We start from the raw sequence: 14,729 nt of genomic DNA on the forward strand, positions 1-14,729 counted from the left end.
CCGTCTTGACTAATTAGGGTGTGGCGTCGAAGCGATCCGAATTTGCCCGAGGGCTCCGACGCCGCCCCGTTGCACTGCCATCAATGGATTGCGGCATACATGATGGACTCCTGCGTGGCCTCCTGGGCCGAGAACTCGACCACCACCTTGCCCTGCTTGGCCACCAGGATGCGGTCGGACAGGGCCATGATCTCCGGCAGGTAGGACGAGATCACGACCACGGCCTTGCCCGCGTCGGCCAGCCGGCCGATCTCGGCGTGGATCTCGGCGATCGCACCGACGTCGACGCCACGCGTTGGCTCGTCGAAGATGATCAGGTCCGGCTCCTGCACCAGCGATTTCGCGATCACGACCTTCTGCTGGTTGCCGCCCGACAGCTCGATGACCTTCACATCGCGGCTGATGGCGCGCACGTTGAGCAGGCGGATCCACTTCTCGCCCAGGGCCCCGGCGATCCTGCGCTGCACCGGCCCCCACATCGAATCGGCCTTGGCCATCGCGCCCATGTAGACGTTGTCGCTGATGGACATGGTCTCGAAGAAGCCCTCGATCTTGCGGTCCTCGGTGATGTAGGCGATGCCGTCGGCCACCGCCTGCCGGGGCACCCGGTAGCGCACCGGCCGGCCGCGCAGCAGCACCTCGCCGCCGTGGAAGAAGTCGCGCTTGATCAGGCCCGACACGACCTTGAAGGTCTCGGTGCGGCCGGCCCCGACGAGGCCGAACACCCCCGTCACCTGGCCGGTGAAGACCGAAAGCGAGTTGTTCTTCACCATGGAGGCCATGCGCAGGTTGCGCACCTGCAGCACGCACTCGCCTTGCGGCCGCATGCCGGCCTTCTTCTGGCCGTACAGGGTCTGCGACAGGTCGCGCCCGACCATGGCCTGCACGATGCGCGCCCGGTCGAAGTTCTGCTTCAGGTCGGTCACCACGTGCTTGCCGTCCCGCATCACGGTGATGCGGTCCGCCAGCAGCAGCGCCTCCTCCAGCGCGTGCGAGATGAAGATGACCGAGACCCCGCGCTGCTTCAGGTTGAAGACCAGGTCGAAGAAGTATTTCTTCTCCTCCGGCGTGAGGCTGGCGGTCGGCTCGTCGAAGATGATGATGCGGGCCTTGTGCAGCACCGCCCGCGCGATCTCCACCATCTGCTTCTTGGCCGCGCCCAGCGCGCTCACCGTGGTGGTGGGGTCGACGTCGAAGTTCAGCGACTGCAGGAACTGCTGCGCCGCGATGTAGATGCCGCGCAGCCGGTTGAAGAACTTCTCCTGGCCCAGGAACAGGTTCTGCGCCACCGTCATCGTGGGCACCAGGCTGGTCTCCTGGAAGACCATCGCGATGCCCTGGTCGCGCGCCTGCAGCGGTGTTTCCAGGTCGACCTCGCGGCCCTCCACCAGCATGCGGCCGGCGCTCAGGCGCACCACGCCCGCCATGATCTTGGTGAGCGTGGACTTGCCGGCGCCGTTCTCGCCCAGCAGCGCATGGATCTCGCCCTGCGCGAGCTGGAAGTCCACGCCATCGACCGCGGGCACGCCGCCGTATTTCTTGGTCGCCTCGCGCAGCTCCAGGATCACCGGGGCGGGGTTTGTCGTCGCTTGCGTCATGCGGCCTCCCCCGCTTCGGATCCCAGGTCCAGCCGCAGCAGCCGGCCGGCCCCCTGCGACACCGCGTAGAGCGCGGAGCCCACCTGGGCCACCGCGCTGATGCCGTGGTGGCGGCCGTCGACCTGGCTGTGCAGCGACCGCGTGATGCGACCGTCCGGCGCCAGGCGCAGCACCAGCCCGTAGGAGCGCGGCGGCGCCCAGGGCTTGAGCACGCCCATCTGCTTCACGCCGGCGCCCTGCAGCGGCTCCAGGAAGCTGTGCCCCGAGGACAGCGCCGGCGCGATCCAGTAGCGCGGGTCGACCTCGGCCAGCATGCGGCGCCGGTAGGCGTGCTCCCGCAGCACGAATTCGACCAACTGCGAGCGGCAGACGAAGCAGCTCACCCAGGCACCGCCGCCGGGCGCGGGCGCGAGCCGCGACGGGTAGCCCACCAGTTCAGCGCTCACGGCGCCAGCGGTTTCGCGCACCCGGTGCGCCCAGGATTCGCTGAACCAGACGCGGCCGTCGACCTCGGCCGCGCCGAAGGCATGGGCCAGCCGGTCGGCCAGCACCTCGGCGCCGCCGGTGCCGGGCGTCCAGCGCAGCACGCGGCCGCTGCGGCCGAGCGACATGAGGTCCTGGCACCAGTCGGCGGGCCCGTACCGGCGCGAGCCTTCCGTGGCCAGCAAGCGGCCCTGGCTGTCCCAGGCCAGCGCGTTCACGCCCACCAGCGCACCGCCACCGGCCTGCGCCAGGCGGGCCACCTCGGTCCAGGCCGTGCCCTGCGGCACCAGCACCTGGACCGATCGCCCCTCCACCGCGATCGCGAGCCTGCCGTCATGGCCCAGGGCGAGCGCGGTGAGCGGGGCCTCGGCCTCCAGCAGCGGCTGCAAGGCCTGGCCGTCCCATTCGAGCACGCGCGGGCCGGCGGCGACGAGGATGCGCCGCCCATCGCTCGCCAGGTCACACAGCCCGGCCTGCGCGGCCAGCACCTGGGCCTCGTCCAGCGCCCGGTTGGGCTTGAGCGCGCCGTCCATGACGGGCACGGTGATGGCCGCATGGCCGCGGCCCAGGACCTGGTCGGCCCATTGGCGAAAGAGGCTGAGCATCAGGCCGTCCTCCAGCGGGTTTCGTATTGGGAGAAGCCGGTGTCGGCCTCCGGCAGCTTGTAGCGGCCGATGCGGTTGTTGGAGATGCCGCCCAGGTACAGGTAGCCCCGGTGCTCGCGCATCGAGGTGATCATGGGATGGTTCTCGCCGCCCAGGTCCCACAGGGTTTCCAGCACCTCGCCGGCCTCGTTGAACTTGAGCACGCAGCCGGTGTTGATGTTGGGGAACAGCCACTCGTCGACGGGCACGCGCTTGGCCATGCGGCGGCGGAAGCCCGGCATGCGCATGGCCAGGTCGTAGGCGGGCGCGCGCATGCCCACCAGGGCCAGCCAGTAGTTGCCGTCGGAGGCGAGGTTGATGTTGTCGGGGTAGCCGGGCAGGTTGTCGATCACCATCGCCACCTGGCCCTTGCGCGGGCCGTCGAACCAGTAGCGCTTGATGCAGCAGCCCCAGGTTTCGGCGAAGAGGATGGACTGGCGGTCGCTCGCGATACAGATGCCGTTCGGGAACTTCAGCCCGCGCAGCACGGTGCGGGTGCTCTTGTCGCGCGGGTCCCAGCAGACGATGCGGCCGTTGCCACGCGCTTCCAGGCCGTCCACCGGCCACTCGTGCATCTCGTAGCGCACCGTGGCCTCGCTGAAGAACACCCGGCCGTCGTCGGCGATGTCCAGGTCGTCGGCCAGGCGCAGGCGGCTGTCGTCGTTGATGGAGGACCAGCTGCGGTTGGTCTCGTCGGTGGCGAGCGAGACCTGGCCCGCGGGGTCGACCTTGTACAGGCCCATGCCACCCACGCAGACCAGCAGGTTCCAGTCGCGGTCGAAGGCCATGCCCAGCGGCTGGCCGCCGATGTGCGCGAAGACCTCCATGCGTTCGTAGTCGGGCGCGAAGAAGCGGATGATGTCGCCGTGGCGCGAGCCGGCATAGAGGTTGTCGTCGCGGTCGAGGATCACGTCCTCCGGCGCCTCGATGCGGCCCAGGCCGATCAGGCTCACGTCGCGCAGGCGGTTGTTCACGGCCCAGGGCCCGGCGCTGCCGGCGCTGCAGTCGGGCGCGGGCGGGAGCCGGTGGTAGGTGGGGCTCACGTACACCTTGCTGATGATGCGGTTGCGGTTCTTCAGCCAGCGCACGTCCACCGCCGCGGCGACGATGAGGATGCCCGCCAGCACCATGCGGATCACGCCGCCGGAAGCCGACATGGAAGTGAGCCCGTTGGTGATCAGCAGCACGAGCAGCGTGCCCACCATGGCCTTGGCCACCGAGCCGCGGCCGCCGCCCAGGCTGATGCCGCCCAGCACCGCGGCGGTGAGCACCAGCACCTCCATGCCGACGCCGATGTCGGCGCCGGCCGTGGCCAGGCGCGAGGCGAAGAAGCAGCCGCCCACCGCCGTCAGCACGCCGCTGGCGACGTAGCACAGCGCGACGGTGCGGCGCACCGCGATGCCGCTGTTGTAGGCCGAGCGGCGCGAGCCGCCGATGGCGAGGATGTGCCAGCCCGCGCGCAGCCGGGTCAGCACGATGTGGCCGCCGATGGCCGCCGCGGCGTACACCCAGGCCACCGTGGGCAGCGCCAGGAAGCTGCCGTTGCCCAGGAAATCCCAGACCTTGGAATCGGGCACGCTGCCGGCGATGGCGGTCGACCAGGAGAGGCTGAGGATTTCGTAGGCCGAGCGGAAGATGATGAGCGTGATCAGCGTGGTGAGGAAGGCGCGCAGGCGCAGGTAGCCGATCAGGATGCCGTTGACGGCGCCCAGCGCCGCGCCGAACAGCAGGGTGCAGGCGACGGCCGCGGCCACCTGCCACTGCAGCACGTGCATCAGCATCAGCGCGCAGAAATTGGTGAGGGCGAACATGGAGCCGACCGACAGGTCGATTCCGCCCACGATCATGACCAGGCCCAGCCCGAGCACGACGAAGCCGACCTCGCCCGCCTGGCGCAGGGTGTCGGAGAGCACCACCTCGCTGTAGAAGTTGGGCACCACCCGCCCCGAGGCGAACACCACCAGCAGGAGCAGCAGCACCGGCACGGCGGTCTCGGTCCAGCGCTTGGACAGGATTTCGCCCACCCAGTGGTCCGGCCACAGCCGGTAGCGCCAGCGCGTGAGGACTTCGCCGAACGCCGGCGGCGCGGGCCGGGGCGGCAGCGATGCGGCGCTGGCGGCGGGGCCGCCTTCCGTGAAGCGCGCCGGGGCGACGGGGTCGTGCATCTGGATCCCTTGCAGCGAGGTTGGACAGGCGGGCGGGCTGCGCGCAGCCCGCCCGCGGCACGCGTTACTTGGCCGCCGCCAGCTTCCAGCAGGTCCCCTCGGCCCCGGCGTTCGCCTTGGTGATCGGGATCAGGTTGGTGTAGATGTTCTGCCGTGCGGCGCCCGCCTTCATGCCGCCCTGCAGCAGCCACTTGATCATGGCCGCCATGTTGCTGGCCTGGGTCGGCACGTCGTAGCTCAGGTCCAGGTCGATGCCACCGGCCTTGACCTGGTCGCAGGCGCCGCGCTGCTCGCCGCCGCCGGAGGTCGCGAGGAACACCTTGCCGGTCAGGCCCGCCTCCTTGATGGCGGCGGCCGTGCCGATGTCCATGCCGTCCCAGAAGCCGACGATGCCGCACAGGTCCGGATGCTGCTTGAGCACGGTCTGCGTCAGGGCCTTGGCCTTGGCCGCGTCCCAGTCGGCGGCCTGGTTGCTGACCACCTTCACCTCGGGGTGCTTGGCCAGCACGTTCTCCACGCCCTTGAGGGTGTAGGCGCTGGCGGCCGCGGTGGGCGCGCCCTGCACGATCGCGATCTTGTTGCTCTTGCCCTTGCAGGCGTCGACCACGGCCTGCGTGTCGCGCTCGCCGATGTCCACCCAGTCGGCGCCGACGAACACGGTGGACGGCTGGGCCGAACGCATGTTGATCTGCACCACGTAGATGCCTTCGTCCTCGGCCTTCTTGATCAGCTTGGCGTAGGTCTGCACGTCCGGGTTGTGGATGACGATGACGGCCGGCTTCTCGGCGATCAGCGAGGTGAAGGCCTGGGCCCCGGCGTTGGTGTTCCAGTTCGGGTCGCGCGCGACGACCTTGACGCCACTGGGCTCCAGCTCCTTCTTCAGGCCCTGGTACCAGCCCTGCGCCAGGTCGAAGCCCATGGCGACCGGGATGTAGCCGACCACCTTGCCCTGCAGCGCCTTCTGGTAGCCCAGGCGGAAGGGTTCGTCCAGGCCCTTGCTCTGGGCCGCCGCGCCCGCCGCGGCCAGCACGAAGGCCAGGCCGGTGAGCGTGGCCTTCCAGCAGTTCGAGAATCTCATGCGTTGTCTCCTCTTCACAGGTTTGGATGGGTTACGCCATGGGGCCGGGCGTATCGGCGTTGCGGGGCGGGCCGCGGCGGGCGGGCATCAGATGTCCCCCTGCTGCGCGGTTTCCTCGTTGCGGGGATTGAGGACGGAGTCGATCAGGATGGCCACCAGGAGCACGGTGCCCTTGATGATGTTCTGCACCGAATACGACATGTCCAGGATGGTCATGCCGTTGAGCATGGTGCCGATCAGCAGCGTGCCGATGATCACGTTGCTCACGCCGCCCCGGCCACCGGTCAGCCCGATGCCGCCCAGCACCACCACCAGCACCACGTCGTAGACCATGGTGGAGTTGTAGACCCGGGTCGGCATGCTGCTGACCGAGGCGGCCATCACCACGCCGGCGAACAGGCCGATGAGCGAGGCCAGCACATACTCGAACACCATCAGCGGCCGCGTCGGCAGCCCGGTGGCGCGGGCGCTCATGGGGTTGTCGCCCATGGCGTAGATCGCGGCGCCGGCACGCACCCGGCGCAGCAGCACGGCCATCACCGCCGAGGCCAGCGCGAACATCACCACCGGCATGGGCACGCCGGCGATGCCGCCGCGGCCGAACCAGGCGATGGCGTCCAGCGACTGCGGCCATTGCACCACCTCGAGCTGGAAGATGAAGGCCTGGCCCAGGCCGGCCAGGAACAGGCCGGAGGCCAGGGTGGCGAACAGCGAGGGCACCTCGGCATAGGCGATCAGCCAGCCGTTGAACAGGCCGAAGGCCAGCGACAGGCCCAGGCTGAGCGCGGCCGCGGTGGCCAGGTCGTGGCCGCCCTGCATGGTCTGCAGCAGCAGGCCGGAGGGCACGGCCAGCGAGGCGATCATGGAGATGTCGATCCCGCGGCCGATGACCACCACCGCCATCCCCATGCCCAGGATGCCGAGGATGGCCACGTTCTGCACCATGGTCAGCAGGTTGTCTGCCTTGGCGAAGCCGGGCAGGAACAGGGCGAAGCCGGTGAACAGCAGCAGGAACAGGCCGAACACGATGGTCTGCTGGCTGGCGCGGACTTTGGGGATGCGGGGCATGCGGTGGATCTCCTGTCGAGTCACATCAGGGCCGCGTGCAGCGACTGGCGCAGCTCGCGCTTGACGATCTTGCCGTTCAGGTTGCGCGGCAGCGGCGCGGTGTCGATGGTCCAGGTCTCCGGCACCGCGTAGTCGGCAATGCGGCCGGTACAGAAGGCCTGCAGGGCCTTGGCCTGGGTGTGCTCGTCGAGCGCGGTCACGGTGACGAATGCGTGCACGCGCTCGCCCAGCACCGAGCAGGGCACGCCCACCAGGGCGGCCTCCAGCACCGCCGGATGCTCGCTCAGCACGTTCTCGACGGTGGCGCAGAACACCTTGTAGCCGCCGCGGTTGATGACGTCCTTCTTGCGATCCAGGATGCGCACATAGCCCTGCGCGTCGCGCGAGCCGATGTCGCCCGAGCGCCAGAAGCCTCCCCGGAACTCGCTGGCCGTGGCCTCCGGGTTCTGCCAGTAGCCCTGCACCACCATGGGCCCGGCAATCCAGACCTCGCCGACGTCGCCAGGGGGTACCTCGCGCCCGTGCTCGTCCACGATGGAGATCTCGCCGCAGGGCACGACCTGGCCGACGCTGTCGCTTTGCGCCGCCGTCTGGCCGCGCGGCATGATGGTGGCGGGCGAACAGGTTTCGGTGGCCCCATAGGCGTTCATCAGCACCAGGTCGGGCAGGCGCTGCGCGATGCCCTCGATGGTGGCGGTCGGCATGGGCGCGCCGCCGTAGGCGCCTATGCGCCAGTGCCGCAGGTCGTGCGAGGCGAAGTCGGCTCGAAGCAGGCACAGGTTGTACATCGCCGGGACCATGATGGTGTGGGTGATGCGTTCGTCCTGGGCCAGGCGCAGGAAGTCGGCCGCCTTGAAGGCCTCCATGAGGACGATGGCCGCACGGCAATGCAACGCCAGGTAGAGCTGCGCGACCAGCCCGGTGACGTGGCTAAGCGGCACCGCCACCAGCGTGCGCTCTTCCTCGCCCAGGCCCATCACCTGCTGGTAATGCATGACCGAATGCACCACGTTGAGGTGACTGATCATGGCGCCCTTGGGGCGCCCGGTCGTGCCCGAGGTGTAGAGCAGGACAGCGAGGTCTTCCTCCTGCGCGTCGTGCGGCTGCAGCAGCGGCGGCGCCTGCATGAACTGGGACATGGCAACGAAGCCACGTGCGGCCTGCGCGCCCGTGACCAGACGCAAACGCACACCCGCGAAGGCCGGGCTGTCGTCCACAAGGTCTGCGAGATCCGGAGCGCTCGCAAGCACTACCGCGCCGGAATTCTCTATAGCGTAGGTGAGTTCGACACCGCGTGCCCGCGCGCTAACAGGCACCAAAACCGCGCCCATCCAAGCGCAGGCCAGGGCCAGCACCACGAACTCGGCACAGTTGCCCATGTGCACAGCCACACGATCTCCGGGCCGCACTCCAGAAGCATGCAGACCACCCGCGCAGCAGGAGGCGGCGTGGTGCAACTCGCGCCAGCACAAGCGCAACGGCCCGAAGACCAGGGCAGTAGCCTCGGGGCTGCGTTCCAGCGCGCTGGACAGCATGCGCGCGAGGTTTCGCGGCCGCTCGGCATAGCAGCGCACGAAGCGGTCGCCGAAGTGGGTCTCGCGCCGCGTCTGGGGCATTTGCAACTCCGGAGAGGAAGGAGATGAGGCGGTTCGAAGACCAGGAGCTGACAGCACGCCGCGCGAGAGCATGTCCACGCCATGGCGGATTGCGTCCTCCAGGGCCTTGGGGCTGTGCTGGCCGGGCCGGTACCAGCGCCCGATGCCGCTGATTGCGCCGACCACGGTGAAGGCCGCCACCGCCGCATCGCCGGGGGCAATCCAGCCCTGCGCCATGCCCTGGCCGATCATGTCTCGAAAGGCCTCGTCCACCTGCCGGCGGCCTGCCCGCAACGCGCGCCGACGCTCGTCGGGCAGTGGGTCTTCACCGACGCGGATCACGCACTGACCAAAGTCGCCGGTGACCACCTCGGCATATAGCGTGACCGCGGCGAGCAAGCGCTCTCGCCCGACCAGTCCTGCCGCGTCCAACGCGGCCAGGCCCTGGTGGAAGGCGGCCAGCCCACGTTCCAAGCACCCAAAGAGGATGTCTTCCTTGCAATCGATGTAGTAGTAGAGCGTGGGCTTGGTGACGCCCAGGCTGCGTGCAATGTCGTCAACCGAGGTGCCCTGGAAGCCCTGAGAGGTGAAGAGGCGTGCCGCAGCGAGGAGCAGCGCATCCTTCTTGGCTTCGCGAGACCCGGCGCGCTCGCGGGCAGCCCACGGGGCGGCCGGTGCGCGGACTCGGGATTCCGGTGAGCGGTGGGGGGCCAGCACGGTCTCCAAGCTCGGTTACCGATGAGTAACCTTCTTTACCGGGAAACGATAGGTGAAGCTCGGCGAGGTGAAGTCAGGACAAACCCTTCGCTGCAGTGCGCAACAAAACCCGGGCCACGCATACGTACTCATCACTGATTCCTAATGTTCATCGCAGAGCAGGGGCCGCAACGCCCACCGACTGATATGGAACCTTTGCAGGCCGGACTTCCTCGGCTTGAAGTGGCCTGCGACGCGAAGCGCGTGTCGCCGCGTGTCCGATGTGTGGGGCCTTGCACTCCACGTTCCAGTCAGATGTGGACCTTTTTTTGAAGCTGGCTTATAGTCAAAACACGCTCGGCAAACAAAGATCGACGATGTGACAGGCGGCCATTTGACGAGTGGCGCCATTTGGCTTCGGTTGTCACAGGCGCGCACTCGCATGAGCAGAGGCTGTTGCCTCTGAAAACGACGAACACACCACGTTTGTCGCCGACCCAAACCCTCTGGGTCACACAGACCGTTTTGGCACTCCGAAGCCAAGGGTCGTGGGTTCGATCCCCGCCAGCCGCGCCAAGCCTTGCACACAGACACAGTGGGCGCCCACAAAGCCGAGCGCCGACGGTCAGCCCTCTCGGGGCACCCCGACGAGGGCCTTTGCCTCGTCGAGAAAAGCCTGCCGCTCGTCGGTCGACGGCAATTCCGAGGCCAGTGCGTCCAGCAGCGCCTGCACATCACAGGCCCGTTCCGCTTCGCGCTCCACGAGGAGCCGGGCCAGGGGCCCGATGTGAACCGCCAACACATGCTCCAGCGCCGCCAGAACCCCGGCGCGCCCGTCGAAGAGAAGGCTTGCGGCGTCGCCCACCTGCTCCGACGCCGCTGCACGCAGCGCGTCCTGGAATTCGGCGACTGACTGCGGGCGCTTCGTCGGCTCCACGGCCAGCGCCCAGTCGATGGCTTCCAGCAGCCGATGCCCAAAGACCGAGGCGTTGCCCAGTTCGCGCGCCGGCGGCATCCCGTCGCCGTGAACCCGCACGATGGCGTCCTGTGGTGCGGCGCCTGTGACCATGCGATACAGCACGCCACCCAGGCTGTACAGGTCCGTCCAGGGACCGTAGTAGCCCTTGGCGTGGTACTGCTCGATGGGCGCATAGCCCGGGCTGAACACGGAGGTCATGTCGTGGCCGGGAACGACCCGGCGGGCCGCGCCGAAGTCGAGCAGCACGGGCGTTCCGTCCGCCCGCATGCAGATGTTGGAGGGCTTGATGTCACGGTGGAGGATGCCAGCGGCGTGCACGGCCGCCAGCCCGTGCAGCAGCGACTGCGCGAACCCCAGCACGACGCCGCGGCGCATGGGCCCGTGCGCGCCCAACCAGCGCGAGAGGGGCTCACCGCCTTCGTACTCCATGACGATGTAGGCCGTGCCCCGGTCGCGGAAGTAACGCATGACGCGCACCACGCTGGCGTGTCGCAGGCTGGCCAGCGCCCGGGCCTCTTCCAGGAAACGGTCCAGGCCCCACTGGAAGGTCGAGGCGGCGACCGGTTCCGCGTCGGTTACGTGCACCGAATCATCCTGTCCGCGCACCACTCCCTGTCGCGGGAAGTACTCCTTGAGTGCCACCTCCAGGCCCAGGTCCTCATCCTCGGCGAGGTAGGTGATGCCAAAGCCGCCAATGCCCAGTGTCTTCTGGACCCGGTAGTCGCCGACCTGTTCCCCGGGCGGCAGCGCGCGCCTGGGTGCCTGTGCAAGGTTCATGGAGCTCATAGGTACGCCGGACTCAGTGCTTGCTCAGCATCTGCATGGCCTTTTCAAGGCTGCGACGCAGGCGGTTAAAGGAATTCGCCAAGGTGGCGATCTCGTCATGGCCCCGCGCCGTCAACTCCGGCAACTGGAAGTCGCCGGTGCTGACCCGGTCCGCGGCCACCGAAAGCCGCCGTACCGGCGCAACGATGAGCCAGGAGAGCATGAGATTGAGCACGACGAACAGCGCGGCGAACACCCCCAGAAGCGAGACCATGAAGGTCTGAAGCGCCTGCTGAGCCCGGGCCAGCGGCACCTCCATCGGCACGGTCACGACCTGGGCGCCCACGGTTTCGCCGTGCTGCCAGCCGAAGCCCCCGCGATCGCCATAGATGCGCCGCATGGAGGGCGGGGCTGCGGCGGGCGTGCTGTGGCACTGCAGGCACGCACCGTTGGAAATGCGGATCGGGCGGGCGATGTACAGCACAGGCCTCGATCCGTCGAGCTGGCCCACGGCTTCAGTTTCCTTGGCGCTGGTGCGAAAGCGTTCCACCAGGTCGACCTCCCAGCCGTTGGCGAGATCGCGCGGATTGGTCGGGTTGAGCACCGCTTCCTTGTACCTGTAGCCCGGGTGGGTCCCCCGCAGCGCTGCGAGGGTCTCCGTTGCCGCGTACGCCGGCACGGTCTGGGGCAGAAAACGCTGCTCCATCTGCGGCGCAAGGAAGGGCCTCACCTGGTCGACGGTGTAGGTGCGCACGGCGATGGCCGCTTCCATCATCAGGCCGGCCTCGCGCAGCACCTCCTCGCGCGCGTTGGCCTTCAGGCGGCGGTCCACCACCCATCCGGCCAGGGCCATGCCCGCGAGCAGCACGCCGGCCAGCGCGAAGTTGAACTTCATCCGCAATCCCAGCTTCATCGGACGCGCCCCCGGCACCTCATGAATGCCCACGGCGCTACTGCACGCAGACCGCGGTCAGCAGGGAGCTTCCGGGCCAGGAGGCCATGGTCTGGTTCAGGGCACCGACGTTCAGGTTCAGGACCCAGTAGTAGCCCGCCTTGCCCGAGTAGGCCTCCTGGGACCAGAGGAAGCCGCCCACGTTGCCCAGCTCGGACTGCAGGGCCAGGAGGTCCGCGTTGTAGGGCAAGCGCAGCCCGGCACTGTGGCAGATCGCGTTGGCGTCCGCCCAGTTGTAGCTGCCGGGTGCCCGGTACCACTTCAGGGAGGCCGCGCTGAACGGGGCCGCAAGGCACACGACGTTGCCCCCCGTGACGGTGCCCAGGGTCGTGCCCGTGCTCGACGCGACCATGCCGCAGGGCTCGCTGGCCGGGCCGGGGGCGGGCGTGACGGTCAGCGCATAGGCGCTGCCATACGGCACGGGCGTGGGCAGGGTGTAGCTGCCGTTGGCGGAGAGGTCCAGGGTGTCGCCGTTCACGGTGTTCGTCACCTTGACCGTGGCCCCGGAGGCCAGCCCGCTGAGCGTGCCGCCGACGAGATAGTTGTTCACCGTGCAGTTCACCAGCACGCTGCTGACCGCCTGGGTGACGCCCGTTCCCTGGCCTTGCTCCACGCTGCAGGTCTGCCCCGTCGGCTGCGTGGACACGGTGACCGCATAGCTGCCGCCCCAGGCCACCGGAATCCCGAAGGTGAAGCTGCCGTTCGCCTTGAGGGTGAGTGCGTCGGCGCCGTTGTTGCTCAGGGTGACCTGGCTGCCCGCGCTGAGGCCGGACATCGCCCCGCCGATGGCGTAGCTGTTGGTCGAGCAGGTCAGCGCCACGCTGCTGACGTTGGCGGCCAGCGCCGTACCGCTGCCGCTGCCGGCACTGACGGAGCAGGTCTGCCCGGCCGGCTGCTGGGTCACCGTGACCTGGTAGCTGCTGCCCCAGGGCAAGGCGGTGGGGAACTGGAAGGACCCGTTGGCCGAAAGCGTCAGCAGCTCGCCGCCGTTGTTGGCGACGACCACCTGCTGGCCGGAGGCCAGCCCGTTGAGCGAGCCACCGATGGAGAAGGTCAGCGCGCTGCAGACGACCTGCACGTCCTGCACGTCCGCCACCACGCCGGCCGCGCTGCCGCTGCCCGCGGCGACGGCGCAGGCCTGGCCGACCGGCTGGCTGCCCACGGTGACAGCGTAGCTGCCGTCGAAGGGCAGGCTGCCCGCGAAGGTGAAGGGCCCGTCGGCCAGGACCGTGAGGGGGTCGCCCAGGTTGTTCAGCAGGGTGAGCTGGGCACCGGGCGCGAGGCCGGTGACGGTGCCGCCCAGGGTGAAGGCCAAGGCGCGGCAGACCACCTGCACGCTGGGCACCTCCGCCACCACGCCCGTGCTGCTGCCGGCCGTCACGGTGCAGGATTGGCCCGGGGGCTGGTTGCCCACGGTCACGGCGTAGCTGCCGTTCCAGGGGATGGGGTTGCTGAAGCTGAAGGCCCCATTGGCGAGGACGGGCAGCGCATCGCCCTGGTTGTTGAGCAGGGTGATCTGGGCACCCGGGGGCAGGCCGGTCACCGAGCCGGCGAGCGTGAAAGCGCGTGCACCGCAGCTCACGCGCACGCTGTCCACCGGTGCGTTCACCTGGTTGCCGAAGCCCGCCGCGACGGTGCAGGTCTGGGTGGCCGGCTGCGTGCCCACCGTGACCTCGTAGCTGCCGCCCAGCGGGGCCGACTTCGTGAAGTGGAACGACCCGTTCTCTGACAGGGTCACCGGGTCGCCGCGCTGGTTGAGCAGCGTCACCTGCGCACCCGGCGCGAGCCCGCTGAGCGTGCCGCCGATCTGGAACTCCGCGGGGTTGTCGCTGCAGGCCGCGACCAGCGCCGCCAGCACGAGCGCCATGCGGCAACCGACACGGTGGAGGCGCCAGGCCGGGTGGGCGCGGGAGAGGCCGGAACGGGTTTCAGCGGTCATCCGGCAAACATAGGCCCCGGGCCGCGGTACGAACTTTCTATCTATCGATTTGTGACGGGAAGCACAACTTTTCGTTACAAACTGTGTCGCTCACGCACAGATGTGGCTGCGGCGTCGCACTCTGGGTGGGCGCTGCTGACCCTGGAATGCCTGCCGGCGCAGCAAGACTGGTCCCGAGCCCTCCCGAGGGACCACCTTCCGCACGGCCAGATTCATGACCTCGAACATGTGGGCGTGGGCCCGCAGGAGGCTTACAAGGACGGCGCCCCACCCGCAGCGCGCATCCGCGAATCACTTGCGGTAAATCAACCACGCATTTCCTCATGCAGATGAATATGTCCATGGTCCCATGTGATGGGTTCCTTGACATTTCCACTTTCTGGAGGAACGAGCGATGAGAAAACACCTGATGCTGATTGCCGTCGTCGGCGCTGCAATCCTCAGCCCCTACGCAGTGGCCGGTGAGGCCGACACTTCGGCACCTGCGCCCACGACCAAGGCCACCAAGGCGGAGAAGAAGGCCGCCGCCGAGGCCCGCAAGAAGGCCGGCGCCGAGGCCGTGAAGTCCGAGAAGGTCGGCGAGGGCGCCACGGGTGCCATGGCCGCGGGCCCCAAGGCCACCAAGGACGAGAAGAAGGCCGCCGCCGCGAAGCGCAAGGCGGAAGTGGCCGACGCCGCCAAGAAGGGCGAGCTCAAGCCCACCGGCGAGAAGTAAAGCTTCGCCCGGCACTGGCACGGCCCCCCCGGGCCGCGCCAGCCGCCCTCCC

Annotated in this window: 10 protein-coding genes; 1 reads left to right on the top strand and 9 read right to left on the bottom strand. The window is 68.8% G+C overall.

All coding sequences use genetic code 11. The annotated features are described in order from the left end of the window. Positions 1 to 80 precede the first annotated feature (80 nt). The 9 genes from IM725_RS03840 to IM725_RS03880 all read right to left on the bottom strand — a co-directional run bounded on the left by IM725_RS03840 (position 81) and on the right by IM725_RS03880 (position 13,962). Positions 81 to 1,598, bottom strand: a complete 1,518-nt coding sequence (locus IM725_RS03840; RefSeq protein WP_193779254.1) for a sugar ABC transporter ATP-binding protein — start codon at positions 1,596 to 1,598, stop codon at positions 81 to 83. Next, positions 1,595 to 2,686, bottom strand: coding sequence for an SMP-30/gluconolactonase/LRE family protein (locus IM725_RS03845; RefSeq protein ID WP_193779255.1), 1,092 nt, complete (start codon positions 2,684 to 2,686; stop codon positions 1,595 to 1,597). Before IM725_RS03845 ends, IM725_RS03840 begins: the two co-directional genes overlap by 4 nt. Next, positions 2,686 to 4,890, bottom strand: coding sequence for an ABC transporter permease (locus tag IM725_RS03850; RefSeq protein WP_193779256.1), 2,205 nt, complete (start codon positions 4,888 to 4,890; stop codon positions 2,686 to 2,688). The genes IM725_RS03845 and IM725_RS03850 overlap by 1 nt, the downstream gene beginning before the upstream one ends. A gap of 64 nt (positions 4,891 to 4,954) precedes the next feature. Beyond that, the gene (locus IM725_RS03855) at positions 4,955 to 5,968 is read right to left on the bottom strand and encodes a sugar ABC transporter substrate-binding protein (RefSeq protein WP_193779257.1); all 1,014 of its coding nucleotides are present in this window, start codon (positions 5,966 to 5,968) and stop codon (positions 4,955 to 4,957) included. A gap of 87 nt (positions 5,969 to 6,055) precedes the next feature. Further along, the gene (locus IM725_RS03860; RefSeq protein ID WP_227753545.1) at positions 6,056 to 7,036 is read right to left on the bottom strand and encodes an ABC transporter permease; all 981 of its coding nucleotides are present in this window, start codon (positions 7,034 to 7,036) and stop codon (positions 6,056 to 6,058) included. A gap of 20 nt (positions 7,037 to 7,056) precedes the next feature. Continuing rightward, positions 7,057 to 9,348 (bottom strand): AMP-binding protein, encoded by a 2,292-nt coding sequence (locus tag IM725_RS03865; RefSeq protein WP_193779258.1) that lies wholly within the window; start codon positions 9,346 to 9,348, stop codon positions 7,057 to 7,059. A gap of 604 nt (positions 9,349 to 9,952) precedes the next feature. Next, the gene (locus IM725_RS03870) at positions 9,953 to 11,083 is read right to left on the bottom strand and encodes a serine/threonine-protein kinase (RefSeq protein ID WP_193779259.1); all 1,131 of its coding nucleotides are present in this window, start codon (positions 11,081 to 11,083) and stop codon (positions 9,953 to 9,955) included. A 22-nt stretch (positions 11,084 to 11,105) separates the two neighbouring features. Further along, positions 11,106 to 11,966: a Tll0287-like domain-containing protein gene (locus IM725_RS03875; protein WP_227753546.1), complete on the bottom strand. Its 861-nt coding sequence runs from the start codon at positions 11,964 to 11,966 to the stop codon at positions 11,106 to 11,108. Between the two features lie 55 nt (positions 11,967 to 12,021). After that, entirely contained in the window at positions 12,022 to 13,962 is a 1,941-nt protein-coding gene (locus IM725_RS03880) for a hypothetical protein (RefSeq protein ID WP_193779260.1), read from the bottom strand. A 394-nt stretch (positions 13,963 to 14,356) separates the two neighbouring features. Between IM725_RS03880 and IM725_RS03885 the strand changes: the two genes are divergently transcribed. Next, entirely contained in the window at positions 14,357 to 14,677 is a 321-nt protein-coding gene (locus tag IM725_RS03885; RefSeq protein WP_193779261.1) for a hypothetical protein, read from the top strand. Positions 14,678 to 14,729: the final 52 nt, after the last annotated feature.

It is taken from the genome of Ramlibacter aquaticus (assembly GCF_015159745.1).
Taxonomy (GTDB): domain Bacteria; phylum Pseudomonadota; class Gammaproteobacteria; order Burkholderiales; family Burkholderiaceae_C; genus Ramlibacter; species Ramlibacter aquaticus.

Coding starts and splice junctions, on each gene's coding strand:
- IM725_RS03850 (WP_193779256.1), bottom strand. CDS start 4,890: ATGCACGACCCCGTCGCCCCGGCGCGCTTCACGGAAGGCGGCCCCGCC.
- IM725_RS03870 (WP_193779259.1), bottom strand. CDS start 11,083: ATGAACCTTGCACAGGCACCCAGGCGCGCGCTGCCGCCCGGGGAACAG.
- IM725_RS03880 (WP_193779260.1), bottom strand. CDS start 13,962: ATGACCGCTGAAACCCGTTCCGGCCTCTCCCGCGCCCACCCGGCCTGG.
- IM725_RS03860 (WP_227753545.1), bottom strand. CDS start 7,036: ATGCCCCGCATCCCCAAAGTCCGCGCCAGCCAGCAGACCATCGTGTTC.
- IM725_RS03855 (WP_193779257.1), bottom strand. CDS start 5,968: ATGAGATTCTCGAACTGCTGGAAGGCCACGCTCACCGGCCTGGCCTTC.
- IM725_RS03875 (WP_227753546.1), bottom strand. CDS start 11,966: ATGAAGTTCAACTTCGCGCTGGCCGGCGTGCTGCTCGCGGGCATGGCC.
- IM725_RS03845 (WP_193779255.1), bottom strand. CDS start 2,686: ATGCTCAGCCTCTTTCGCCAATGGGCCGACCAGGTCCTGGGCCGCGGC.
- IM725_RS03885 (WP_193779261.1), top strand. CDS start 14,357: ATGAGAAAACACCTGATGCTGATTGCCGTCGTCGGCGCTGCAATCCTC.
- IM725_RS03840 (WP_193779254.1), bottom strand. CDS start 1,598: ATGACGCAAGCGACGACAAACCCCGCCCCGGTGATCCTGGAGCTGCGC.